Source organism: Polaromonas sp. Polasp52 (assembly GCF_059491565.1).
The window spans coordinates 2,167,760-2,191,767 of sequence record NZ_CP168513.1 but is presented as its reverse complement, the minus strand read 5'-3'; the positions used below and the strand labels follow the sequence as shown (position 1 = coordinate 2,191,767).

General features: G+C 66.5%; 22 protein-coding genes. 17 read left to right on the top strand and 5 right to left on the bottom strand.

Translation table 11 applies throughout. From position 1 onward, the window contains the following. The first annotated feature begins 9 nt into the window (after window positions 1-9). Complete coding sequence (locus ACEN9P_RS10260; RefSeq protein ID WP_495622160.1) at window positions 10-648, top strand: DUF4124 domain-containing protein; 639 nt, start codon at window positions 10-12, stop codon at window positions 646-648. A gap of 42 nt (window positions 649-690) precedes the next feature. On the opposite strand, the gene gatB is transcribed toward ACEN9P_RS10260, so the two are convergent. From gatB to gatC, 3 genes are read right to left on the bottom strand one after another with little or no spacing between them, the layout of a single operon-like run. Continuing rightward, entirely contained in the window at window positions 691-2,148 is a 1,458-nt protein-coding gene (gene gatB, locus ACEN9P_RS10255) for an Asp-tRNA(Asn)/Glu-tRNA(Gln) amidotransferase subunit GatB (protein ID WP_495621882.1), read from the bottom strand. A 5-nt stretch (window positions 2,149-2,153) separates the two neighbouring features. After that, the gene (gene gatA, locus ACEN9P_RS10250; protein WP_495621881.1) at window positions 2,154-3,668 is read right to left on the bottom strand and encodes an Asp-tRNA(Asn)/Glu-tRNA(Gln) amidotransferase subunit GatA; all 1,515 of its coding nucleotides are present in this window, start codon (window positions 3,666-3,668) and stop codon (window positions 2,154-2,156) included. Beyond that, window positions 3,665-3,964: an Asp-tRNA(Asn)/Glu-tRNA(Gln) amidotransferase subunit GatC gene (gene gatC, locus ACEN9P_RS10245; RefSeq protein ID WP_495621880.1), complete on the bottom strand. Its 300-nt coding sequence runs from the start codon at window positions 3,962-3,964 to the stop codon at window positions 3,665-3,667. Before gatC ends, gatA begins: the two co-directional genes overlap by 4 nt. 307 nt (window positions 3,965-4,271) lie before the next feature. Here gatC and ACEN9P_RS10240 point away from each other — a divergent pair, with 307 nt between their 5' ends. The 6 genes from ACEN9P_RS10240 (at window position 4,272) to ACEN9P_RS10215 (ending at window position 11,580) form a co-directional block, all read left to right on the top strand. Continuing rightward, the gene (locus ACEN9P_RS10240; protein ID WP_007872262.1) at window positions 4,272-5,315 is read left to right on the top strand and encodes a rod shape-determining protein; all 1,044 of its coding nucleotides are present in this window, start codon (window positions 4,272-4,274) and stop codon (window positions 5,313-5,315) included. A 61-nt stretch (window positions 5,316-5,376) separates the two neighbouring features. Continuing rightward, window positions 5,377-6,306 (top strand): rod shape-determining protein MreC, encoded by a 930-nt coding sequence (mreC, locus tag ACEN9P_RS10235; RefSeq protein ID WP_495621879.1) that lies wholly within the window; start codon window positions 5,377-5,379, stop codon window positions 6,304-6,306. Further along, window positions 6,303-6,821 (top strand): rod shape-determining protein MreD, encoded by a 519-nt coding sequence (mreD, locus tag ACEN9P_RS10230; protein ID WP_074578268.1) that lies wholly within the window; start codon window positions 6,303-6,305, stop codon window positions 6,819-6,821. The genes mreC and mreD overlap by 4 nt, the downstream gene beginning before the upstream one ends. Before the next feature lie 273 nt (window positions 6,822-7,094). Further along, window positions 7,095-9,167 (top strand): penicillin-binding protein 2, encoded by a 2,073-nt coding sequence (mrdA, locus tag ACEN9P_RS10225; RefSeq protein WP_495621878.1) that lies wholly within the window; start codon window positions 7,095-7,097, stop codon window positions 9,165-9,167. Window positions 9,168-9,573: 406 nt separating this feature from the next. Then, complete coding sequence (locus ACEN9P_RS10220) at window positions 9,574-11,085, top strand: ammonium transporter (RefSeq protein ID WP_495621877.1); 1,512 nt, start codon at window positions 9,574-9,576, stop codon at window positions 11,083-11,085. 36 nt (window positions 11,086-11,121) lie between these two features. Next, window positions 11,122-11,580 carry a hypothetical protein gene (locus ACEN9P_RS10215; protein WP_495621876.1) on the top strand — a complete coding sequence of 153 codons (459 nt, stop codon included), beginning with the start codon at window positions 11,122-11,124 and terminating at the stop codon, window positions 11,578-11,580. Here the strand turns inward: ACEN9P_RS10215 and ACEN9P_RS10210 are convergent. Then, on the bottom strand, window positions 11,577-11,963 hold the full coding sequence (locus ACEN9P_RS10210; protein ID WP_477664265.1) for a hypothetical protein: 387 nt from the start codon (window positions 11,961-11,963) through the stop codon (window positions 11,577-11,579). The two genes, ACEN9P_RS10215 and ACEN9P_RS10210, sit on opposite strands and share 4 nt — an antisense overlap. A 135-nt stretch (window positions 11,964-12,098) precedes the next feature. Between ACEN9P_RS10210 and ACEN9P_RS10205 the strand changes: the two genes are divergently transcribed. The 8 genes from ACEN9P_RS10205 to ACEN9P_RS10170 all read left to right on the top strand — a co-directional run bounded on the left by ACEN9P_RS10205 (window position 12,099) and on the right by ACEN9P_RS10170 (window position 19,993). After that, entirely contained in the window at window positions 12,099-12,932 is an 834-nt protein-coding gene (locus tag ACEN9P_RS10205) for a phosphate/phosphite/phosphonate ABC transporter substrate-binding protein (RefSeq protein WP_477664266.1), read from the top strand. A 207-nt stretch (window positions 12,933-13,139) separates the two neighbouring features. Continuing rightward, complete coding sequence (locus tag ACEN9P_RS10200; RefSeq protein ID WP_477664267.1) at window positions 13,140-13,913, top strand: crotonase/enoyl-CoA hydratase family protein; 774 nt, start codon at window positions 13,140-13,142, stop codon at window positions 13,911-13,913. An 81-nt stretch (window positions 13,914-13,994) separates the two neighbouring features. Beyond that, window positions 13,995-15,854, top strand: a complete 1,860-nt coding sequence (locus tag ACEN9P_RS10195; RefSeq protein ID WP_477664268.1) for a feruloyl-CoA synthase — start codon at window positions 13,995-13,997, stop codon at window positions 15,852-15,854. Between the two features lie 19 nt (window positions 15,855-15,873). Further along, window positions 15,874-17,127 (top strand): thiolase family protein, encoded by a 1,254-nt coding sequence (locus ACEN9P_RS10190; RefSeq protein ID WP_477664269.1) that lies wholly within the window; start codon window positions 15,874-15,876, stop codon window positions 17,125-17,127. Further along, window positions 17,124-17,909 (top strand): SDR family NAD(P)-dependent oxidoreductase, encoded by a 786-nt coding sequence (locus ACEN9P_RS10185; RefSeq protein ID WP_477664270.1) that lies wholly within the window; start codon window positions 17,124-17,126, stop codon window positions 17,907-17,909. Before ACEN9P_RS10190 ends, ACEN9P_RS10185 begins: the two co-directional genes overlap by 4 nt. A gap of 5 nt (window positions 17,910-17,914) precedes the next feature. Continuing rightward, a complete protein-coding gene (locus ACEN9P_RS10180; RefSeq protein ID WP_495621875.1) occupies window positions 17,915-18,334 on the top strand; it encodes an acyl-CoA thioesterase in 420 nt (139 codons plus the stop codon). A gap of 93 nt (window positions 18,335-18,427) precedes the next feature. Next, window positions 18,428-19,417: a Bug family tripartite tricarboxylate transporter substrate binding protein gene (locus ACEN9P_RS10175; RefSeq protein ID WP_477664272.1), complete on the top strand. Its 990-nt coding sequence runs from the start codon at window positions 18,428-18,430 to the stop codon at window positions 19,415-19,417. Window positions 19,418-19,534: 117 nt separating this feature from the next. Continuing rightward, window positions 19,535-19,993: a MarR family winged helix-turn-helix transcriptional regulator gene (locus ACEN9P_RS10170; protein WP_477664273.1), complete on the top strand. Its 459-nt coding sequence runs from the start codon at window positions 19,535-19,537 to the stop codon at window positions 19,991-19,993. 20 nt (window positions 19,994-20,013) lie between these two features. Here the strand turns inward: ACEN9P_RS10170 and ACEN9P_RS10165 are convergent, their stop codons facing one another. Continuing rightward, entirely contained in the window at window positions 20,014-21,747 is a 1,734-nt protein-coding gene (locus tag ACEN9P_RS10165) for a GMC family oxidoreductase (protein WP_495621874.1), read from the bottom strand. A gap of 333 nt (window positions 21,748-22,080) precedes the next feature. Here ACEN9P_RS10165 and ACEN9P_RS10160 point away from each other — a divergent pair, with 333 nt between their 5' ends. Continuing rightward, window positions 22,081-23,211: an MlaE family ABC transporter permease gene (locus ACEN9P_RS10160; protein ID WP_495621873.1), complete on the top strand. Its 1,131-nt coding sequence runs from the start codon at window positions 22,081-22,083 to the stop codon at window positions 23,209-23,211. Next, entirely contained in the window at window positions 23,208-23,996 is a 789-nt protein-coding gene (locus ACEN9P_RS10155; RefSeq protein ID WP_495621872.1) for an ABC transporter ATP-binding protein, read from the top strand. Before ACEN9P_RS10160 ends, ACEN9P_RS10155 begins: the two co-directional genes overlap by 4 nt. The last annotated feature ends 12 nt before the right edge of the window (window positions 23,997-24,008 follow it).

Genomic DNA, 24,008 nt, shown 5'->3' with positions numbered 1-24,008 from the left:
ACAGCGCTTATGGTCATCTGGGTGTCGGCCGCCTTCACGGCGAGTCAGGCCGCGGCCCAGCACATTTACACCTGTGTGGACGGCAAAGGCCGCAAGATCACGGCCGACCGCCCGATCGCCGAGTGCATGGACCGCACCCAGAAGGAACTGAACCGCTCGGGCACGGTGAAGCGCGAGGTGGGGCCTTCGCTGACCGCGCAGGAACGCGCGGCGCAGGAAGAAAAGGACAAGGCCGCCGCCGAGGCGCGCGCGCGCGAGGCCGAGGACAAGCGTCGCGACCGCGCCCTGCTGCTGCGTTATCCCAGCCGCGCGGTGCATGACCAGGAACGCGTCATCGCCCTGGCCCAGGTCGACGAGGTCATCAAGGCCTCCAACAAGCGGACGGCGGAGCTGGCCGAGCAGCGCAAGGCCATCCAGGCCGAATTCGAGTTCTACGCCAAAGACCCCGGCAAGGCGCCGCCCGGGCTCAAGCGCAAAGTGGAAGAAAACGAGGCCAGCTCGGCCGTGCAGAGAAAGTTCGTCCAGGACCAGGAACAGGAGAAAAAGCGCGTCAACCAGCGCTTTGACGAAGAGCTGGTCAAGCTCAAGCAGCTGTGGGCCTTGAGAGAAGGCCCTGTAAGCCCGGCGGCCCCCAGCGCCAAAAACTGAAGGGGCGGGCGCGGGCCGCCCGGTGTCCCCAGGCGCGGCCTCCTAAGCCAGTTTTTTCTTCAGCAGCTCGTTGACCTGCGCCGGGTTGGCCTTGCCCTTGGTGGCTTTCATGGCCTGGCCGACCAGGGCGTTCATGGCCTTGGCGTTGCCGGCTTTGACCTCTTCCACATTCCTGGCATTGGCGGCCAGCACCTCGTCGATGATCTTCTCGAGCTCGCCGGTATCGCTCATCTGCTTGAGGCCCCGGGCCTCGATGATGGCGTCGACGTCCGAACCCTCGCCGGTCCACAGCGCGTCGAACACCTGCTTGGCGGCATTGTTGGAAATCGTGCCGTCGGCGATGCGGGTGATCAGGCTCGCCAGTTGTGCGGCGCTGACGGCGGAGTCTTCGATCGGTTTTTCTTCGCTGTTCAGGCGCCGCGAGAGCTCCCCCATGACCCAGTTGCTGGCCAGCTTGGCTTGCTGGCTGGCCTCGGCCACCGCCTCAAAAAACGCGGCCGTCGCCTTGCTCTGCGTGAGCTGGCCGGCGTCGTATTCGGGCAGCCCGTAGTCCTTGACGAAACGCGCCGCCATCACGCGCGGCAGCTCGGACATTTCCGAGCGTGTTTTTTCCACCCAGTCGCGACCGATCACCAATGGCGGCAGGTCGGGGTCGGGGAAATAGCGGTAGTCGGCCGCGTCTTCCTTGGTGCGCATGCTGCGCGTCTCGCCCGTGTCGGGGTCGAACAGCACGGTGGCCTGCTCGATGGCGTGGCCGTCTTCGATCTGCCCGATCTGCCAGCGCACCTCGTAGTCGATGGCCTGCTGCATGAAGCGAAAGCTGTTGAGGTTCTTGATTTCACGGCGCGTGCCCAGCGGCTCGCCCGGCTTGCGCACAGACACGTTGGCGTCGCAGCGGAAGCTGCCTTCCTGCATGTTGCCGTCGCAGATGCCTATCCAGGTGACGATCTTGTGCAGTTCCTTGGCATAGGCGACGGCCTCGGCCGAGGAGCGCATGTCCGGCTCGGTCACGATCTCCAGCAGCGGCGTGCCCGCGCGGTTCAGGTCTATGCCGCTCATGCCGATGAAGTCTTCGTGCAGCGACTTGCCCGCGTCTTCCTCCAGGTGGGCGCGCACCAGGCGCACCGAGCGTTTTTCACCGTCCAGGAAAAACTCGACGCTACCGCCTTGCACCACGGGAATTTCAAACTGGCTGATCTGGTAGCCCTTGGGCAGGTCGGGGTAAAAGTAGTTCTTGCGCGCGAATACGCTGCGCTCGGCGATGTGCGCGTTGACGGCCAGGCCGAACTCGATGGCGCGCTGCACCGCGCCCTTGTTCATCACCGGCAACGCGCCGGGCAGCGCGAAGTCCACGGCGCTGGCCTGCGTGTTCGGCTCGGCGCCGAAGGCGGTGGAGGCACGGCTGAAGATTTTCGATTGAGTGGTGAGCTGCGTGTGGGTCTCAAAGCCGATGACGACTTCGTAGCCCTGCACCAGCGGGGATTTCGTGTCTTTGCTCATGTCAGTCATGCCGATGTTGCTGGTGCGCGCGTGTGCCAGTCGGTTGCCAGCTGGAACTGGTGGGCCGCGCCCAGCAGTTGCGCTTCCTTGAAGTAGTTGCCGATCAGCTGCAGGCCCACCGGCATGCCGCCGGCGCCGAAGCCCGCCGGCACGCTCATGCCGGGCAGGCCGGCCAGGCTGGACGACAGGGTGTAGATGTCGGCCAGGTAGTTGGCCACCGGGTCGTCGGACTTTTCACCGATCTTCCAGGCGACGGTGGGCGACACCGGGCCGGCAATGATGTCGCACTGCGTGAAGGCGGTCTGGAAGTCCTGCGCGATCAGGCGGCGGATTTTTTGCGCCTTGAGGTAATAGGCGTCGTAGTAGCCGTGCGAGAGCACATAGGTGCCTATCATGATGCGGCGCGTGGCCTCGTCACCGAAGCCTTCGCTGCGCGACTTTTTGTACATGTCGTTGAGGTCGCCGTACTGCGCCGCGCGATGGCCGTAACGCACGCCGTCAAAGCGGCTCAGGTTGCTGCTGGCCTCGGCCGGCGCGATGACGTAGTACACCGGGATCGACAGTTCGGTCAGCGGCAGGCTGACGTCCACCAGCGTGGCGCCCAGTTTTTCATACTCGGCCAGCGCGCCGCGCACGGTGGCCAGCACGTCGGGCGCGCAGCCGGCGCCGAAGAACTGCGTGGGCAGGCCTATGCGCAGGCCCTTGAGCGGCTTGTCGCCGGCGGAAGCGGGGCGCGCGGCCAGCAGGTCGACCGCATAGTCGGCGGCGGGCAGGTCCAGCGAGGTCGAGTCGCGGTCCGGGTCAGGCCCGGCCATGGCCGACAGAAGCAGTGCGCAGTCAAGCGCGCTGCGCGCCATCGGGCCGGCCTGGTCCAGGCTGGAGGCGAAGGCCACCATGCCGTAGCGCGAGCAGCGGCCGTAGGTGGGCTTGATGCCGGTGATGCCGGTCAGCGAGGCCGGCTGGCGTATCGAGCCGCCGGTATCGGTGCCGGTGGCGGCCGGCACCAGGCGCGCGGCCACGGCGGCGGCCGAGCCGCCCGAGGAGCCACCCGGAATGCGGCTGGTGTCCCAGGGGTTTTTCACGGGCTTGTAGGCGCTGTTGTCGTTGCCCGAGCCCATGGCGAACTCGTCGCAGTTGAGCTTGCCCAGCGTGACCGTGCCGGCGCCTTGCGCGCCGAGCCGGCTGACCACCGTGGCGTCAAACGGGCTGCGGTAGTTTTCCAGGATTTTCGAGCCGGCCGTGGTGGGGAAGTCGCGCGTGACGAACACGTCCTTGTGCGCCAGCGGCACGCCCAGCAGCGGCGTGCGCTCGCCGGCGGCCAGCCGCGCGTCGGCGGCTTTGGCCTGCGCCAGGGACACGTCGGCGTTGGTGGCCAGGAAGGCGCCCAGCTGTTCCTGCTGGATGCGGGCCAGGAAATGCTGCGTGGCTTCCACGCTGGAGACCTCGCGCGCGGCCAGTTTGGCGGCCAGCTGCGCGACCCCCAGCTCGTGCAGCGCGGTGTTGTTCAGGGCGCTGCTCATTCGATCACCTTGGGCACAAGAAACAGGCCGCGTTCCACGGCGGGCGCGCTGACCTGGCTGGCTTCGCGCTGGTTGGGTTCGCTGGCGACGTCCTCGCGCAGGCGCAGGGCGACGTCGCCGATCACCGCCGCCGGGTGGGCCAGCGGCTCCACGCCTTCGGTGTTGACGGCTTCCATCTGCTCCACCAGGGCGAAAAAGCCGTTGATCTGGCTCAGGGTGCGCTCGGTCTCGTCAGGGCGCAATTCCAGCCGCGCCAGGTTGGCGACGCGGGCGATGTCTTGGGGTGTCAATGCCATGGGTAGGTATGAAGGAAAATACAGCGGAATTCGAGGGAAAAGGCAGGTGAAAATAGCGCGGAAACGAGGGCCTGAAACGAGGTGTAAAGCTGAAAAAACGGCCCTCATGGACCCATTGATCTACAGGGGATGCGGTATTATCCCGCCTTTGGTGTGAAATCAGGGCCGGATGCACTCTTTAGGCGCTTTTTAGATGCCTGAAGCAAGGTTTCCAACGCCTCTGGCCCGACTTTCCCGATAATGGCTTAATCAATAAAAAGGCGATGGCGCAACGAAGTATGCCCATGCCCCAACTGGACTCTTGCATATGTTTGAAGCATTTCGTCGGTATTTTTCCACCGACCTGGCCATTGACCTCGGCACTGCCAACACCCTGATTTTTGTACGCGACCGCGGTATTGTGCTCGATGAGCCCTCCGTCGTCGCCATCCGCCACGAAGGCGGCCCCCAAGGCAAGAAGACCATCCAGGCCGTCGGCCACGAAGCCAAGGCCATGCTGGGCAAGGTCCCCGGCAACATCGAGGCGATCCGTCCGATGAAAGACGGCGTGATCGCCGACTTCACCGTGACAGAGCAGATGCTCAAGCAGTTCATCAAGATGGTGCACCCGCGCAGCCTGCTCAAGCCCAGCCCGCGCATCATCATCTGCGTGCCCTGTGGCTCGACCCAGGTCGAGCGCCGCGCGATCCGCGAAAGCGCCCTGGGCGCCGGCGCCAGCGACGTGTACCTGATTGAAGAGCCCATGGCCGCCGCGATAGGCGCGGGCCTGCCGGTGTCCGAAGCCAGCGGCTCCATGGTCGTCGACATCGGCGGCGGCACCACCGAGGTCGGCGTGATCTCGCTGGGCGGCATGGTCTACAAGGGCAGCGTGCGTGTCGGCGGCGACCGCTTCGACGAAGCCATCATCAATTACATCCGCCGCAACTACGGCATGCTGATCGGCGAGCCTACGGCCGAAGCCATCAAGAAGAGCATAGGCTCGGCTTTCCCCGGTTCCGAAGTCAAGGAAATGGAAGTCAAGGGCCGCAACCTCTCCGAAGGCGTGCCGCGCAGCTTCACGATTTCCAGCAACGAAATCCTGGAAGCCCTGACCGATCCGCTCAACAACATCGTGAGCGCCGTGAAGAACGCGCTGGAGCAGACCCCGCCCGAGCTGGGCGCCGACATCGCCGAGCGCGGCATGATGCTGACCGGCGGCGGCGCCTTGCTGCGCGACCTGGACCGCCTGCTGGCCGAGGAAACCGGCCTGCCGGTGCTGGTGGCCGAAGACCCGCTGACCTGCGTGGTGCGCGGCTGCGGCATCGCCCTGGAGCGCATGGATCGCCTGGGTTCCATCTTCACCTCGGAATAAGCGCAACGCCGTATCTCGTGCCGCGCGCCGGCATGAAGCGGGGCCAGCTTGACAGCGAACCATGCCCTTAGGAACCCTTGACAGATCCCCGCCGCCCTTTTTCAAGCAGGGGCCGTCGGCGCTGTCCAAGCTGATGTTCTTCAGCGCCTTGTCGCTGTTCCTGATGGTCGCCGACACCCGCTTTCGCATCACCCAGCCGGTGCGCGCCGTGCTCGCCACCGCGCTGTACCCGGTGCAATGGCTGGCGCTGCAGCCGGTGCGCGCCATCCGCGGCGGCGGCGAATATTTCACCACCCTGAGCCAGGCCAAACTGGCCAGCGAGGAAGCCGGCCGCAAGCTGGCGCTGCAGTCGATGCGCGCCGGTCAGGTCGAGCAACTGACCCAGGAAAACAACCGCCTGCGCAAGCTGCTGGGCCTGCGCGAGCAGCTCAGCACGCCGGTCATGGCCGCCGAGGTGCTGTACGACGCGGCCGACCCCTACACCCGCAAGGTGATCATCGACAAGGGCATGGCGCAGGGCGTGGACCTGGGCTCTCCGGTGCTGGATGAGTCCGGCGTGCTCGGCCAGGTCACGCGCGTGCATCCGCTGGTCAGCGAGGTCACCCTGCTGGTGGACCGCGACCTGGCCATTCCCGTGCTCAATGTGCGCACCGGCGCGCGCAGCGTGGCCTATGGCGACCCGGCGGTTTCCGGCAGCGGGCTGGAGCTGCGCTTCATGGGCAGCAATTCGGACGTGCAGCAGGGCGACCTGCTGACCACCAGCGGTGTGGACGGCGTCTACCCGGCCGGGCTGCCGGTGGCCAAGATCAGCCGCATCGAGCGGCGCGCCGAGTCGGCCTTCGCCAAGATTTACTGCACGCCCCAGGCCCTGGTGACGGGGGCGCGGCACGTCATGGTGGTCAAGCCCGGCACCGGCCTGATCCCGCCGCGGCCCGAGGCCGACGCGGCCGAGGCCGCGCCCAGGAAGAAAGAGAAAGGGGCGGCCAAATGATCATGCGATCAGGCCAGCAGCTGCTGCTGCCCGCCAACCCGGTCTTCATCTGGTGCAGCCTCATCGCGGCGCTGCTGCTGGACATGCTGCCCCTGGGACGCGTGCCCTGGATGCCCGACTTCCTCGCGCTGGTGCTGGTGTTCTGGAACGTGCACCAGCCGCTGCGCGTGGGCATAGGCGTGGCCTTCATGTTCGGCCTGGGCATGGACGTGCACCAGTCCTCGCTGCTGGGCCAGCACGCGCTGTCGTACACGGCGCTGAGCTTTTTCGCCACCATGATCCATCGCCGCCTGCTCTGGTTCACCGTACCCTCGCAGGCCCTGCAGGTGTTGCCGCTGTTTGCCGTGGCGCATGGCGTGGAACTCGTGATCCGCATGATAGGCGGCGGCATCTTCCCCGGCTGGATCATGCTGCTGGCGCCCCTGATCGAGGCTTTGCTATGGCCCGTCGTGAGCGTGCTGCTGCTGGTGCCGCAGCGGCGCGCGCCCGATCCTGACCAAAACCGGCCGCTGTAGATATGGCCCCCACGGTCGCTCACTTCGTGTGCTCCCGAGGCCTTGCAGGCCGCGGCTCGCGAGACGCTTCGCCTCTGTCGCCCGTCCAAGCCTGCGCAGGCAGGCTTGGAGCCGCGGGCTCCAGCCCCTCGGGGGCCGCCCGCCTGCGGCCTGGCAAAGCCAGTTCCGCGGCTCATGCTGGCCTTGAACGGCTCGCTTCGCATCGCCTCTTCTTTCGTGGGGGAAATGGCGCGCCTTGCGGGCACTTTATGGCGGCAGTAGAGTCGCACCACCATGACTGAATTGCGCAACGTTGAAGCCGACCTGTCGCGCTTTCGCGCGCGGGTGCTGGTGGCGAGTTTTGTGGTGCTGTGCGCGTTTGCCCTGCTGGCGGCGCGGCTGGTGTATTTGCAGGTGTACCGCCATGCCGACCTGAACGAGCAGGCCGAAAGCAACCGCACGGCCATCGTGCCCATAGTGCCGAACCGGGGCCTGATCCTGGACCGCAACGGCATCGTGCTGGCGACCAACTATTCGGCCTATACGCTGGAGATCACACCGTCCAAGGTCGAGAACCTCGAGGAAACGATTGCCGCGCTGGAAAAGGTGGTCGACATCCAGCTGCGCGACAAGCGGCGTTTCAAGCGCCTGCGCGAGGAGTCCAAGAATTTCGAGTCGCTGCCCATACGCACGCGCCTGACCGACGAGGAAGTGGCGCGCTTCGCGGCGCAGCGCTTTCGTTTTCCGGGCGTCGACATCAAGGCCCGGCTGTTTCGCAGCTACCCCTACGGCGAGCTGGGCAGCCACGTGGTGGGCTATATAGGCCGCATCAACCAGGCCGAAAAGGAAAGCATCGAAGGCAGCGACGACGAGGGCAACTACCGCGGCACCGACTACATCGGCAAGCTCGGCGTCGAGCAAAGCTTCGAGCAGCAGCTGCACGGCACCACCGGCGTGGAGCAGGTGGAGACCTCGGCCGGTGGGCGCGCGGTGCGCAAGCTGGCCAGCAACCCGGCCACGCCCGGCAACACGGTGATGCTGTCGCTGGACATCCGCCTGCAAAAGCTGGTGGAAGACATGTTCGGCGAGCGGCGCGGCGCGCTGGTGGCGCTGGACCCTAAAACCGGCGACGTGCTGGCCTTTGTCAGCAAGCCGACCTTCGACCCCAATCTTTTTGTCGACGGCATCGACAGCGAAAGCTGGCAGGCGCTCAATGAGTCCATCGACAAGCCGCTGCTCAACCGCGCGCTGCGCGGCACCTACCCGCCGGGCTCGACCTACAAGCCTTTCATGGCCATGGCCGCGCTGCAGACCGGCAAGCGCTCGCCGACTTTCATCGTCAATGACAACGCCTCCTGGAGCTTCGGCGGCCACGTGTTCCGCAGCCACGGCGACATCGCGCTGGGTGCGGTCGACATGTACCGCTCCATCGTCAAGTCCAGCAATGTGTATTACTACTCGCTGGCCAATGAGATGGGCGTCGACGCCATGCACGACTTCATGAAGCCGCTGGGCTTCGGCCAGCTCACCGGCATCGACATCAACGGCGAGGTGCGCGGCGTGCTGCCCAGCCAGGAATGGAAGCGCAAGGCCTACAAGCGGCCCGAGCAGCAGAAGTGGTATCCCGGCGAAACGATTTCCCTGGGCATCGGCCAGGGCTACAACACCTTCACCATGCTGCAGCTGGCGCAGGCCACGGCGGCGCTGGCCAACGGCGGCATCAAGCACAGGCCGCGCCTGGTCATAGGCACGCAGGACCCGGTCACGCGCGTGATGCACCCGCTGCCGGCCGACCCGCCGCAGGACCTGGGCTACAAGCCGGAGAACGTGGCCATCGTGCGCAAGGCCCTGGTGGGCGTCACGCAGGAGGGCACCTCGGCGCGGGTGTTTGCCGGCGCGGGTTATCTCTCGGGTGGCAAGACCGGCACGGCCCAGGCCGTGACCATAGGCCAGAAGGACAAGTACAACAGCGCCAAGATGGAGGAGCACCAGCGCGACCACGCGGTGTACATGGCTTTCGCGCCGGCCGAGGACCCCAAGATCGCGCTGGCCGTGATTGTGGAAAACGCCGGCTGGGGCGCCGGCGTGGCCGCGCCCATCGCGCGCCGGGTGTTTGACTACGTGCTGCTGGGCCAGTACCCGAGCGAGGAAGACATGATCGCGGTGCAAAAAGGCCTGGCCGCCGCGCCCATCGGCAAACCGCGCCAGGCCTCCGAGATGGCCGGCCTGCTGTCGGCAGGCGGCGGCGCCCCCGGGCCGACCACCGCCGCCGCGGCAGCGGCCGCCAAGGCCAAGGCGGCGGCCATTGCGGAGGCGCTCAGCAAGCTGCCCCCGCCCATGGCCGCGGCCGGCATCAACCCCGACTGAGTACCGCACCCGCAAGCCTGCCGAAAACGACAGGCATAAAAAAAGCGCTGGGGTTACCAGCGCTTTTTGCGACAAGGCATCTTTTGGAATGCCCTGTTGCTTGTGTACTTCTAATGGCTCTCTCGTGTCTCCTCGGCTCCTCGCGTTGCGAGCAGCGAGGCTCGTCAGCAAGTCATCCAATGTAGCCCGTGCACTGGCATAGTGCATTGGGGGTTTCCCGCCCCCGAAACCCCGCGGCATGCCCGCAGTCCGTGCCGCGGCGTGCCACACCATGGCACCCGCATGCACCTTGTGCACGCATTTGTACTCAAAATTGCCTAAAAACCCCGCAGCCAGGCACTGGCACGAGTTATGCCTTCGGCCTTTAAATGTTACGGATTGTTGGCTGGATGCAAGAAAGGCGGGCATGTATGTACCTGAAGAGCTTTGTGGCGTGGGGCTTGACGATCTGGGTCGGCATAGCCTGCCAGCAGGCCATGGCGCAGGCGCCTGCCGCACCGGCCTCCGCTTCCGCGGCGGCCGCGGCCAGTGCCGCCGCCCAGGCCGCAGCGACCGCCGCGACTCCTGCGATTCCCGTGATTCCCGCGCCGCCGCCGGCGGCCCCGCGCCCGTGGCGCCGGCGCCCGCGGCGGCCGCATCCGCGCCGCCGCCTCCCGCGCCCCTGACCCAGCCGGGCCTGGTGGGGGCTGAGACACTCAACGGCGCCGACACCGCCTGGATGATGACCTCCACCGCCCTGGTGCTGCTCATGACGCTCCCGGGCATCGCCCTTTTTTACGGCGGCATGGTGCGCAAGAAAAGCGTGCTCAATGTCATGGCCTGCGTCGTCGCCATCTGCGCCGTCGTCAGTCTCCTGTGGTTCGCCTTGGGATACTCCATCGCGTTCACGCCCGGCAGCGGTGCCTGGGGCCATTACCTGGGCGGTACCGAGCGCTTCTGGTTCACCGGGCTGGATTATGTGAAGGACGCGCAAAAGGTCGCGGTCAGCCACGTCGCGCCCAACATCCCGGAATCGGTCTATGCGATGTTCCAGCTGACGTTTGCCATCATCACGGCGGCGCTGGTGGTCGGTTCTTTCGTCGAGCGGATGCGTTTTTCGGCGATGCTGATTTTCATGTCGCTGTGGACGGTCATCGTCTATGCGCCCATCGCCCACTGGGTATGGGAGCCCAACGGCTGGCTGGCCCGCATGGGCGCGCTGGATTTCGCCGGCGGCTCGGTGGTGCACATCAATGCCGGTATCGCCGGGCTGGTCTGCGCCTATGTGCTCGGCCCGCGCCGCGGCTACGGCCGCGAGCCCTTCACCCCCTTCAACCTGGGCCTGACCATGGCCGGCGCCGGCATGCTGTGGGTCGGCTGGTTCGGCTTCAACGCTGGCTCCGCCGTGGCCTCCGACGGCCGGGCCGGCCTGGCCATGGCGGTCACCCACATCGCGGCCGCGGCCGGCGCTCTGTCGTGGATGGCCGCCGAGTGGGCGGTGCGCGGGCGGCCCTCGCTGCTGGGCCTGTGCTCGGGCCTGGTGGCCGGCCTGGTCGCGATCACGCCGGCCGCCGGTTTTGTCTCGCCGCGCGCGGCGCTGGTGTTCGGCGTGGCCGCCGGGCTGGCATGCTACTGGGGCGCCACGGGCCTGAAGCGCCTGCTCGATGCCGACGACTCGCTGGACGTGTTCGGCGTGCACGGGGTGGGCGGCATCGTGGGCTCGCTGCTCACGGGCGTGTTCGCCAGCAAGGCCATTTCCGGCGCGCAAGGCGATGTGCTCACGCAGGCCATAGGCGCGGGTGCCGTCATGCTGTACAGCCTGTTCATGACGGCGCTGGCCTTGTGGATCACCTCGCTGCTGGTCAGCCTGCGCGTCAGCGAAGCCTCGGAAAGCGACGGCCTGGACATCACCCAGCACGCCGAACGCCTGGGCACCTGAGTTGCCGGCATCTCACCCTTTGAAGGACACCACGCCATGCCTTCCAACGAGAAAATCGCCATCGCCGCCCACCTGCACGTGCTGCTGCGCCGCAAGACCGGCCGGGTAACCGACACCGAGTGGATGGCCGGCAACCTCGAGTACGCGGCCGAGATCGCGCGTTTTGCGCGCGAGAGGGCGGCGGAGGACGGCCATCCCGACCTGGCCGTCTGGGCCGACAGGCTGGAGGAGATCATGGCCGTGCCGGATCCCAAGCCGCGCCTGCCGCTGGTGCAGATGGTGTCGGAGGCCGTGAAGGAGCGCAGCGCGCCCGTGCCGGCCCCGCCGCCCCAGCCGGACCGCCAGAGCGCGCGCTCCATAGACACCGAGGAAGAGGTTTACCCGGAATCGGGTTTCATCGAATCGACTTTCGGCGCGATCTTTGGCGAAGAGGGCCATCGCGAACGCAAGCACCGCGACCCGAACGCGCCGCGTTATGTGAAGAGCCTGCGTTAGTTCGCCGGCTGCGTTTCCCGCGCGCGGTTCAGGCTGTGCGCCAGCATGTTGCGGGTACGCATGCGGATGTTGGCGCTGGCTTCTTCCGCGAAGGCGGCTACATAGGGGTGGCCCGCGTTGTCGGCCAGGATGCTGCGCCGCACCTGCTCCAGGCCGGGCTCGCAGGCGGCCAGGGCGGTATCGGCGAGCGCAAAGACGGACTGGGCCATATCGGTTTTCAGCGGCAGCAGGGCCTGGTCGGCGCAGCGTTGGTAGTCGTTGATGGCGGCCGCTACCGGCGCGCGGGCAATCGACAGCGGGTCCTGGCTGGCTCGCGGCGCCGAAGCACAGGCGGACAGGGCCAGGAGCAGGGTGGCGGCCAGGGAAGGGGGCAGGTATTTCATGCGCCGCATTGTGTCATCGCCGACCGGCCGCAAGCGCTTGCCGCCTGTCTGCCGGGGCGCGCTTTTAAGGGTAATCACAGCTAGCCAGTCCCAAGGGCCGCCTTTAGCATGCGGACTCTGTATAAGGAGTAACTTATGTTGCGCGATTTGATGGCATTGGCATTCATATCGGCAGCCGGCCTGCTCGGGCCCGGCGCCGCACACGCGCAGGCCCCGGCCCAGCAGCTGGTGCTGGGCATCAGCGAAGGCACCTCGGGCGGCCTGGATCATGCCCAGGTGATCGCCAAATACCAGGGCCTGGCCGAGGTGATCGGCAAAGCCATGAAAGCCAAGGTCAGCGTGGTGTTCGCGCGCGAATTCAAGCAGCTGGAAGAAGGCATGCAGACCGGCCGCTTCGACCTGGTGATGGCCCGCCCCAGCGATTACCCGGCGCGCGGCATGCGCGACTACGGCTACAGCTACATTGCCAGCACCAAACCCGACGGGCAATGCTTCATCATCGCGCCCAAGGGTTCCGAGCTGAAGACCATCGATGACGTCAAGGGCAAGCGCATCGCCCTGCCCGAGCAGATCGCCTACATGTCGCGTTTTTGCGCCGCGGAACTGCGCGACAAGGGCATCCTGGTGGGCAAGGAAAACGTGCAGTTCGTGCGCGAGCAGGCTGCGGTCGGCTTCTACCTGGACAACAAGTTCGCCGACGTGGGCGGCGTGGCTTCCTATTCAGGCATCGCCAAAAAGTGGGAAAAGGACGGCGGCCGCATCATTCACAAGAGCGTGCCCCAGCCCTACTTTCCGATGGTGGCGCACAAGCGCATCAAGCCCGAGCAGCTCAAGGCCATCCAGGAGGAGCTGCTGGCCTTGCCCGCCAGCGACGCCGGCAAGGACGTGCTCAAGCGCATAGGGGTGGAGCAGTTCGACACCACGTCCGAGCCGCGCATGCGCGAGCTGCTCAAATGGCTCAATATCTGAGCCTTTGCTGATTCGAACCGTCATAAAGCCAGCCTGAACCGGGCTGCGCCAGCCGGGCGCCGCAGTCGCCCGCGCGCTTCTTTGTGCGCCGCCGCGATCCACCTCGCCTTTTTCGGCTCCTAGGGTTTTCACTGCCCAAAAAGCCGCCCGGTCTCGTTGTAATAGTTATGATTCATAATCATAATTGGCCTCACTGAAAAGATTCCTATGACCCAAAAACACCTGATTCTCGAAATGCGCGGCGACATTGCCGTGATTCGCCTGGCGCGCCCCGCCAAACGCAATGCCCTGGGCGATGCCCTGGTACTGGCGCTGCGCGACCTGTTTGAAAACCTGCCGTCCGCCGCCAGGGCCGCCGTGATCCATGGAGAGGGCGACCACTTCTGCGCCGGCCTGGACCTCAGCGAGCTGCAGGAGCGCGACGCCAGCCAGGGCCTGCACCATTCGCGCATGTGGCACGCCGCGCTGGACCGCCTGCAGTACGGGCCCGTGCCCGTGATCGCCGCGCTGCACGGCGCGGTGGTCGGCGGCGGCCTGGAGCTGGCGAGCGCCTGCCACATCCGGGTCGCCGATGAAAGCGCTTTTTACGCCCTGCCCGAAGGCTCGCGCGGCATTTTTGTCGGCGGCGGCGGCGCGGTGCGCATCCCGCGCCTGATAGGCACGGCCCGCATGACGGACATGATGCTGACCGGCCGTGTCTACAACGCCCAGGAAGGCGAACGCATAGGCCTGGCGCAATACCTGGTGCCGCAGGGCCAGGCCTTCGACAAGGCGCTGGAGCTCGCCGGCCAGGTCGCGAAAAACGCGCCGCTGACCAACTACGCCCTGATGCATGCCTTGCCGCGCATCGCCGAGCAGCCGGCCGACCAGGGATTCTTCACCGAGGCCCTGATGGCGGCGGTGGCGCAAAGCGCGCCCGAGGCCAAGGACCGCGTCAAGGAGTTTCTGAGCGGCAGGGCCGCCAAGGTGAAAAAAGCCTGAGCCCGCCGGTGGGCGCCACCAGGGCCCGGTGAGCAAGAGACGCAAAGCAAAAACAGCAGAGACAAGAGACAAGAAACCATCATGAGCGCCCCCAAATTCCGCCCGCTGCGCTTTGGCGTGACCCGTGCCGTGCTGCGCGAAGGCCAGCCCGGCGTCCGCTACCTGCGTGCCGACCAGGACCTGAAAGACTATCCCGAGCGCATCACCGACCGGCTGCGGCATTGGGCGCTGACCGCGCCCGAGCGCAGCTTCATGGCACGGCGCGAAAAGCTGGCCGGCGGCGTGACCGGCGAATGGCAGCACCTGAGCTACGCCCAGGCCTGGGCGGCGGCGCGCAGCATCGCCCAGGGCTTGCTGGACCGCGGCCTCAGCGCCGAGCGGCCCGTGGTGATCCTGTCCGAGAACGGCCTGGAGCACGCGCAGCTGGCCCTGGGCTGCCTGGTGGCCGGCGTGCCCTTTGTGCCGGTTTCACCGCCGTACTCGCTGGTCAGCCAGGACTACGACAAGCTGCGCCATGTGGTCAAGACCGTGACGCCGGGCCTGGTGTTTGCCGCCGACGCGCAGCGGTATGGCAAGGCCATCCAGGCCGTGCTGGAGCCCGGGGTCGAGGTGCTGCTGGGCGACGGGCAGATCGAGGGACGCGCCAGCACGCGCTTCGCGGACCTGGCCGCGACGCCCGCGACAACCGCGGTGGACCGCGCCATGCAGGCCACAGGCCCGGACACCATCGTGAAGTTCCTGTTCACCAGCGGCTCGACCAAGATGCCCAAGGCGGTGATCAACACCCAGCGCATGTGGTGCGCCAACCAGCAGCAGATGGCGCAGTCCATGCCGGTGCTGCAGGAGGAGCCGCCGGTGCTGGTCGACTGGCTGCCGTGGAACCACACTTTCGGCGGCAACCACAACTTCGGCATGGTGCTGTTCCACGGCGGAACGCTTTACATCGACGACGGAAAACCCACACCCGCGCTGATGCATGAGACCTTGCGCAACCTGCGCGAAATTGCCCCCACGGTCTACTTCAATGTGCCGACCGGCTTTGAAGCCATCGCCAACGCCATGAAAACGGACGCGGAGCTGAGGCGCAATCTGCTGTCGCGCGTGAAGATGTTCTTTTATGCCGGGGCTTCGCTCGCCCAGCCGGTCTGGGACAGCCTGTATGAATCCGAGGAAAAGGAAGTGGGCGAGCGCATCGTCATGGCCACCGGCCTGGGCATGACCGAGTCCGGGCCCTTCGCCATCTTTGTGACCAGCCCCGAGGTGAAGGCCGGCGATCTGGGTGTGCCCGCGCCCGGCATCGAGCTCAAGCTGGCCGACATCGACGGCAAGACCGAGGTCCGCTACAAGGGCCCCAACATCACGCCCGGCTACTGGCGGGCGCCGCTGGAAACGGCGCAGGCTTTTGACGAGGAAGGCTTTTTCTGCACCGGCGACGCCGTCAAATGGATAGACGAGGGCAACATCCACCTCGGCCTCAAGTTCGACGGGCGCATCGCCGAAGACTTCAAGCTCGCCACCGGCACTTTTGTCAGCGTGGGACCGCTGCGCGCAAAAGTCATCGCGGCGGGCGCGCCTTATGTGCAGGACGTGGTCCTCACGGGCATCAACCTCAGGGAAGTGGGCGCGCTGGTGTTTCCGACGCCCGCGGTGCGCGCGCTTTCGAGGCTTGCGCCCGAGGCGCCGCTGCGCGAGGTTCTCGAATGCGAACAGGTGATCGCGCATTTCCAGGCTGTGCTGGACACGCTCGCGCAGAGCGCCACCGGCAGTGCCAGCTGCATAGGCCGATTGCTCCTGATGCACGAGCCGCCTTCTTTCGACAAGGGCGAGGTCACCGACAAGGGCTCCATCAACCAACGCGCCGTGCTCACGCACCGGGCGGTGCTTGTGGCGGCCCTGCACGAGGACACCGCGCACCCCATTCTTAAACCCGCCGCACGCTAACACCACGAACCCCAACACCATGCAACACAAAGGATTTTTCTCCGCCTTCCAGGACGTCTGGATGCTGGACGGCATGCGCACGCCCATGGTCGACTATTGCGGCGCCCTGGGCCATGTATCGCCCACCGACCTCGGCATCAAGGCCGCGCGCGCCGTGCTGCAGCGCTCGGGCGTCAGCCCCGGCGATGTCGACTCGGTGATTGCCGGCAACATGGCCCCGGGCGATTTCGAGCAATTCATGCTGCCGCGCCATATCGGCCTGTACGCCGGCGTGCCGGTGGAAGTGCCCGCCATCATGGTGCAGCGGATCTGCGGCACCGGCTTCGAGCTGTTCCGGCAGGCCGGCGAACAGATCCAGAGCGGTGCGGCCAACGTGGCGCTGGTGGTCGGCGCCGAGAGCATGACGCGCAACCCGATCGCGGCCTTTGAGCACCGCACCGGCTTCAAGCTGGGCGCACCCGTCGGTTTCAAGGACTTCATGTGGGAGGCCCTCAAGGACTCGGCCGCCGGCATCGACATGATCCAGACCGCGGAAAACCTCGCGAAGAAATACGGCATCACGCGCGAAGCGGTCGATGAATTCGCCTCCAGCTCCTTCGCCAAGGCCGTGGCGGCCCGGGATGCCGGCTTTCACGCCGGTGAGATCGTGCCGGTGGTCAGCGAGAAATTTGAACTCCCCGGCTACGCCACGCGCGGCATCAGCCTGGGCAAGCTTGCGGAAGTCGCGCAGGACACCCATGCACGGCCGTCCCCCGTCGAGGTCCTGGCCAAACTCCGGGCGGTGCATGCCGGCGGCGTGCAGACCGGCGGCAACAGCGCGGCGCTGGTGGACGCGGCCGCGGCCGCCGTCGTGGCCTCCGGCGCCTACGTGAAAGCCCGTGGCGGTAAGCCGCTGGCGCGTGTGGTGGCCGCCGCGGTGGTCGGTGTGCCGCCCGAGATCATGGGCATAGGCCCGGCTCCCGCGATCCGCCTGCTGCTCGAGCGCTGCGGCCTCAGGCTGGAGCAGATTGGCCGTTTTGAAATCAACGAAGCCCAGGGCGCGCAGACGCTGGCGGTCGCCCGCGAGCTGGACCTGGACCTCGGCAAGCTCAACGTCAACGGCGGGGCGATCGCCATGGGCCACCCGCTGGCGGTGACCGGTGTGCGCCTTACGGTCACCGTCGCGCGCGAGATCCAGCGCGCAGGCATGCGCTACGGCATTGCCTCGGCCTGTGTTGGCGGCGGCCAGGGCATTGCCCTGCTGCTGGAGAACCCGGAAGGAGGAGCGGCATGAATATCGAAGGACTCGCGGCACTGGTCACCGGCGGCGGCTCGGGACTGGGCGAAGCCACAGCCCGCGAACTGGCGCGCCTGGGCGCCAAGGTCGCCGTGCTGGACATCAACCTGGCGAACGCCGAAAAGGTCGCCGCCGATATTTGCGCGGCCCACGGCCCGGCCGCCGCGCTGGCCTGCGGCTGCGACATCACCGACAGCGCCAGCGTGCAGGCCGCGCTGGACAAGGCGGCTGGTGCGCACGGCACCGCCCGCATCCTGATGAACATCGCCGGCATAGGGTCGGCCAAACGCATCGTCGCCAAAGACGGCACACCGGCACCGCTGGAGGACTTTGCCAGGGTGGTCAACATCAACCTGGTCGGCAGCTACAACGTGAGCCGGCTGTTCGCGGCCGCCTGCGCCAAGCTGGCGCCGCTGGAGGACGGCCAGCGCGGCGTCATGATGTTCACCGCCTCGGTGGCCGCCTTCGACGGCCAGGTCGGGCAGCAGGCCTACAGCGCCTCCAAGGCCGGCCTGGCCGGCATGACGCTGCCCATGGCGCGCGACCTGGCGCAGCACGGCATCCGCGTCTGCACGGTGGCGCCCGGCCTGTTCGCCACGCCGCTGATGGCGCAGCTGCCCGAAGCAGTCCAGGCTTCGCTGGCCGCCAGCATCCCGTTTCCGCAGCGCCTGGGCAAGCCGCAGGAGTTCGCGCAACTGGCCGCGCACATCGTCCACAACGACCACCTGAACGGCGAAGTCATACGCCTGGACGGTGCACTGCGCATGGCGCCAAGGTGAGCCGCATGGAAAAGACCGTGGTTTATGAAGTGAAGGTCGCGTTCGGCGACTGCGATCCCGCGGGGATCGTGTTTTTCCCCAACTTCTCGCGCTGGATGGATGCCGCGTCGCTGAATTTTTTCGCCGCATGCGGCGTGCCGCCCTGGCGAGAGCTGGTCAAGAGCACCGGCATCATAGGTACGCCCCTGCTGGAGATCAACACCCGCTTCAGCCTGCCCGCCACCTATGGCGAGACCCTGCAGATACATACCAGCGTGGAAGAGTGGCGGGACAAGGTGTTTATCCAGAAGCATGTGATCCGGCGCGGCGAGGACATGATTTGCGAAGGCCGCGAAACCCGCGCCTTCTGCATACGCCACCCCGACAAACCCGAGCGCATGAAAGCGATTCCCGTACCCCAGGATATCCGCCGCCAATGCAGTTGAACGGGCGCAACTGACGCGACCGGCGTCTGCGGCCCTGGCGCTTGGCGGATTTTGCTTTTTCGACCCGTGGACTTAACTACAAGGAGACATCTCATGCAAACACGTCGTCATTTTGTGCAGGGCGCAGCGGCGCTTTCTGCGGCCGCCCTTGCGCCTTTCCCGGCCCTGGCGCGGGCGCTCGAGCAGGTCAAGATCATTTACGGCTTCCCGGCCGGCAGCGCGGGCGACATCTGCGCGCGCCGCGTGGGCGACCGCCTCGGCGGCACCGCCTATGCCAAAAACAACGGTATCGTGGACACCAAGACCGGCGCCGGCGGCCGCATCGCGCTGGAGGTGCTCAAGACGGCGCCGGCGGACGGCTCGGTGTTGGCGATGTCGCCGTTCTCCTGCCTGTCGCTGTACCCTCACATCTACAAAAAACTGTCCTACGACCCGTTCGCGGATTTCGTCACGGTGGGCACCGCCTCCATGATCCACCATGGGCTGGCCGTCGGGCCGCTGGTGCCGGCCTCGGTCAAGACCGTGCAGGACTTTCTCGCCTGGGCCAAGGCCAACCCCAAGGACGCCAGCTACGGCTCGCCCGCGGCAGGGTCGACCCCGCACTTCATAGGCGCGCTGCTGGGCCTGAACAACCATGTGGAGCTCAAGCATGTGCCCTACCGTGGTTCGGTGCCCGGCGTGACCGACGTGGTCGGCGGCCAGCTCGCGGCGATGGTGACGCCGCACGGCGACTTCATTCCCAACCACAAGGCCGGCAAACTGCGCATCCTGGCCACCTCGGGCAAGCAGCGCTCACCCTTCGTGCCTGAGGTGCCGACCTTCGCCGAGCAGGGTTTTGCCGACCTCACGGTGGAGGAGTGGTTCGGTTTCTACGCCCCCGCGAAAACACCCGCCAGCACGGTGGCCGCGGCCAACGCCGCCATCAATGCCGCCATCCAGGACAAATCCGTCATCGACTCGCTCACGGTGGTGGGACTGATTCCCTACGGCGGCACGGCGGACGACATGGCCTACAGCCAGAAGCGCGAGTTCGAGCGCTGGGGTCCGCTGATCAAAAAAGTCGGCTTCACCGCCGAGTCCTGAGGTCCCTCCGCCCGGCCGGCCCGGGCGCCGGCCGGGCGCGTTGGCATAATCGGGGCTAGCCTGGCCACCTGCCTGTGCCCGCAGCGTTGCCCGATAAAGAAAGCGCCCTGATCCTCTATGCCAGTGTCGTCCAAACCCGCTCCCGCGGTAGAGGAGGTGGATACCTCCTATCTCGAAACCTTGGTGGGCTATAACGCCACGCGCGCCTCCCTCAAGGTCATTGAGTTGTTCAGCAAGCGCATGGCGGTCTATGACCTCCGGCATGTGGATTTTTCGATCCTGTCCCTGATCACGCACAACCCCGGCATCACCTCGCGCCAGCTTTGCGGCGCGCTCAGCATCCTGCCGCCCAACCTCGTCGGGAAAATCGTCACGCTGGAAAAACGCAAGCTGGTGCACCGCAAGCCGCATCCGCAGGACGGCCGCGCCGTGGGGCTCTATCTCACCGCCGCGGGCGAGGCCTTGATGCGCGATGCCGAGGGCACGGCCGTCGACCTGGAAACCGAGGCCACCCAGCGCCTGAGCGCCGCGGAAAAGAAGACGCTGATGCGCCTTCTGCAAAAGATCTACCGCTGAAGCGCGCGGCTCGCGGCCGCTCAGATCCCGGCCTGGATCCAGGCCGCCGCCTTCTCCGCGATCATCAGCGTGGGCGAGTTGGTGTTGCCGCTGGTGATCAGCGGCATCACGCCGGCATCGACCACCCGCAGGCCGCGAATGCCGCGCACCCTGAGGTGTGAATCCACCACCGCCGTCGGGTCGTCGTCACGTCCCATCTTGGTCGTGCCCACCGGGTGGAAGATGGTGGTGGCGATGTCACCGGCCAGCCGCGTGAGTTCCTCGTCCGTCTGGAACTGCACGCCCGGCTTGAACTCTTCGGGCCGGTATTTGGCCAGCGCGCTTTGGCTCACGATCTTGCGCGTCACGCGCAGCGAATCGGCCGCCACTTTGCGGTCTTCGGCCGTGCTCAGGTAGTTGGGCGCAATCGCCGGCGCATCCTCGAAGCGGCCGCTCTTGATGTGCACCGTGCCGCGGCTGGTCGGGTTCAGGTTGCAGACGCTGGCGGTAAAAGCATTGAAGCCGTGCAGCGGCTCGCCGAAGGCGTCCAGCGACAGCGGCTGCACGTGGTACTCGATGTTGGGATAGGGCTGGTCGGGCGAGCTGCGCGTGAACGCGCCCAGCTGCGAGGGTGCCATGCTCATGGGGCCGGTCTGGCGCAGCGCGTACTCCAGCCCGATGCGGGCCTTGCCCCAGAAGGAATTGGCCATGGTGTTGAGCGACAGGCCCCAGCGCTTGTCGCCCTGCACCTTGTAGACCGAGCGGATCTGCAGGTGGTCCTGCAGGTTGGCGCCCACGCCGGGCAGGTCCTGCAGCACGGGGATGCCGTGCTGCTGCAGCAGGGCGGCCGGGCCTATGCCCGAGAGCTGCAGGATCTGCGGCGAGCCTATGCTGCCCGCGCACAGGATGACTTCGCCCATGGGGCCGGAGTCGCGCGTGGCGCGCGCCGTGACGCGCTCGCTGCCGGCCCATACCTCCACGCCGGTGCAGCGCTGGCCGCCGTCGGGCTGCGCTTCTATCACCAGCTTGCACACCTGGGCGTTGTTCCACAACTCAAAATTGGGGCGCGCGTAGCAGGCGGGCCGCAAAAAAGCCTTGGCGGTGTTCCAGCGCCAGCCGTTTTTCTGGTTGACCTCGAAGTAGCCCACGCCCTCGTTGTCGCCGCGGTTGAAGTCGCCGCTGGCCGGGATGCCGGCTTGCTGCGCGGCTTCGGCAAAAGCGTCCAGGATGTCCCAGCGCAGGCGCTGCTTTTCAACGCGCCATTCGCCGCCGGCGTTGCGATGGCGCAGCACCTTCTGGTAGGGCTGGCTCTTGTCCTGCATCAGCTCGGGTGCCGTGCCGCGCGCGCCGTGCATCGCGTCGGCGCCCTTGTGGTGGTCCTCGTGCAGCTTGAAGTGCGGCAGGGAATTTTCCCAGCGCCAGGCCATGTCGCCGGTCAGCTGGGCCCACTGGTCGTAGTCGCGCGCCTGGCCGCGCATATAGATCATGCCGTTGATGCTGGAGCAGCCGCCCAGGGTCTTGCCGCGCGGGTAGCGTAGCGCCCGGCCGTTGAGCCCGGCGTCGGGCTCGGTGTTGTAAAGCCAGTCGGTGCGCGGGTTGCCTATGCAGTAGAGATAGCCCACCGGAATGTGGATCCAGTGGTAGTCGTCCTTGCGGCCCGCTTCGATCAGCAGCACGCGCTTGGACGCATCGGCGCTCAGGCGGTTGGCCAGCAGGCAGCCCGCGGTTCCGGCACCGATGATGATGTAGTCAAAAACCTGGCTCTCGTCTTGCATGGATGCCTTTGTCTCGTCGTTTTTAGAAGATGTAACCGGGAAAACCGGGCTGGCGGCGGCCGGAGCGCACTGCAGGGCCCATGCTGCCAGCCCAGCCTAACGCGGGGCTGACCACCGCACCCTGGCCGATTGTGGCAAAACCCGGATGGCCGCACGGCGGGGATTACCCGCTGGGGCCATGGCGCGTGGGCTCTGGCCGTCTTCCAGTCACGATGTAGGACCAAGGCGACAGCAGGGGCGTGCGTGCGGCAAGTGTGTTTTCAGCAGTTACCATGCAACTTTGTGTTTCGTACATTGCAAACTGCCGGCTTGCGCCTGGCCTGACTAATGTTTATGGAAGACTCCACGCCCCGCATCGCACTGCAGGACACGCCGCAAGGCCGGCTGTTTGTCGTGCAAGGTGCGTGGACAGCCGCCGGCCTTACCGGTGAGAGCGTCTGGGATGCGCTGACCGCGCAGCTCCAGGGCCTGAAAGACGGCGGGGCTTCCCCTGCAGGCTGGAGTCTGGAACAGGTCGGCAAACTCGACCACCTGGGCGCGCAGGTGCTGTGGAACCACTGGGGCCGCAGCTGGCCGGCGCAGCTGCAGGTTGAGCCCAGCCAGCGCGCGGTGCTGGAAACCGTCGCCAAATTCAGCGCCGACCCGCCCAAACCCCGCAAGCCCGACTGGAGCCAGCCCTTTATCCTGCTGGGTACACGGGTGCTGCGGCTGCTGGACCACCTCAAGGGCCTGGTGCGCCTGATCGGGCAGCTGCTGCTGGACATCATCCACCTGGTGCGGCGCCCGCAGGACGGCCCCTGGCGCGACCTGTCGGGCCATCTGTTTCACATAGGCGCCACCGCGCTGCCCATTACCGCGCTGGTCGGGTTTCTGATCGGCGTGGTGCTGGCCTACCTGATCTCGCAGCAGCTGCGCCAGTTCGGCGCCGACGCGTTTATCGTCAACATCCTGGGCATCTCGCTGATCCGCGAACTCGGGCCGGTGCTGGCCGCCATCCTGATTGCCGGGCGCAGCGGCTCGGCCATCACGGCGCAGATCGGCGTGATGCGCGTCACCGAGGAGCTCGACGCCATGCGCGTCATGGGCATCGCACGCGGCTTTCGCCTTGTCATGCCGCGCGCGCTGGCGCTGGCCGTGGTGATGCCGCTGATCAGCGTCTGGACCACCATCGCCGCCTTGCTGGGCGGCATGCTGGCCGCCGACATCTCCATGGACGTCACGCCGTCCTACTTCATCAACTCGCTGCCGGCCGCGGTGGACGTGGCCAACCTCACGCTGGCCACGGGCAAGTCGGTGGTCTTCGGCGTGCTGATCGCGCTGGTCGGCTGCCACTACGGCCTGCGCGTCAAACCCAACACCGAAAGCCTGGGGCAGGGGACCACGGCCTCGGTGGTGACGTCGATCACCGTGGTCATCCTCGTCGACGCGCTGTTCGCCGTTCTGTTCAAGAGTGTCGGCATATGAGCGACCCCATCGTCGACATTAAAAAACTCTGGACCGTGTTCCCTAACGGCGATAAAAAAGCCGTGGTGCACAAAGACCTGGACCTGACGGTGGAGCGCGGCGAGGTGCTGTCCCTGGTGGGAGGCTCGGGCACCGGCAAGACCGTGCTGCTGCGCCAGATGCTGGGGCTGGAGAAACCGACCCAGGGCGAGATCACGGTGCTGGGCAAGCCGGCGGCCGAGCTCGGCAAGCAGGGCGCGGCCAGCCGTGTCGGCATGCTGTTCCAGCAGGGCGCGCTGTTCTCGGCCTTCACCGTGCTGGAGAACATTGCCTTTCCGCTGCGTGAACTCAAGACCCTGCCGCGCGCGCTGGTCTACGAGGCGGCCATGGTCAAGCTGCAGATGGTGGGCCTGGGGCCCGATGCGGCCGACAAGATGCCCAGCGACCTCTCGGGCGGCATGATCAAGCGCGTGGCCCTGGCGCGCGCCCTCATCATGGACCCGCCGCTGCTGCTGCTTGACGAACCCACGGCCGGGCTGGACCCGGAAAGCTCCGACAGCTTTGTCTCGCTGCTGCGCTCGCTGCACCGCGACATGGAACTCACGGTGGTCATGGTGACGCACGACCTGGACACGCTGTTTGAACTCAGCACCCGCATCGCGGTGCTGGCCGAGCAGAAGGTCATCGTCAACGACGTGCCCAAGGAAGTGGTGGCCTTCCCGCACCCCTTTATCCACGAATTTTTCCTCGGCGAAAGGGGACAACGCGCGATGGAGTTGTTGCGCGAATACCCTTTTACCGTCTAGAAAGGCATCACT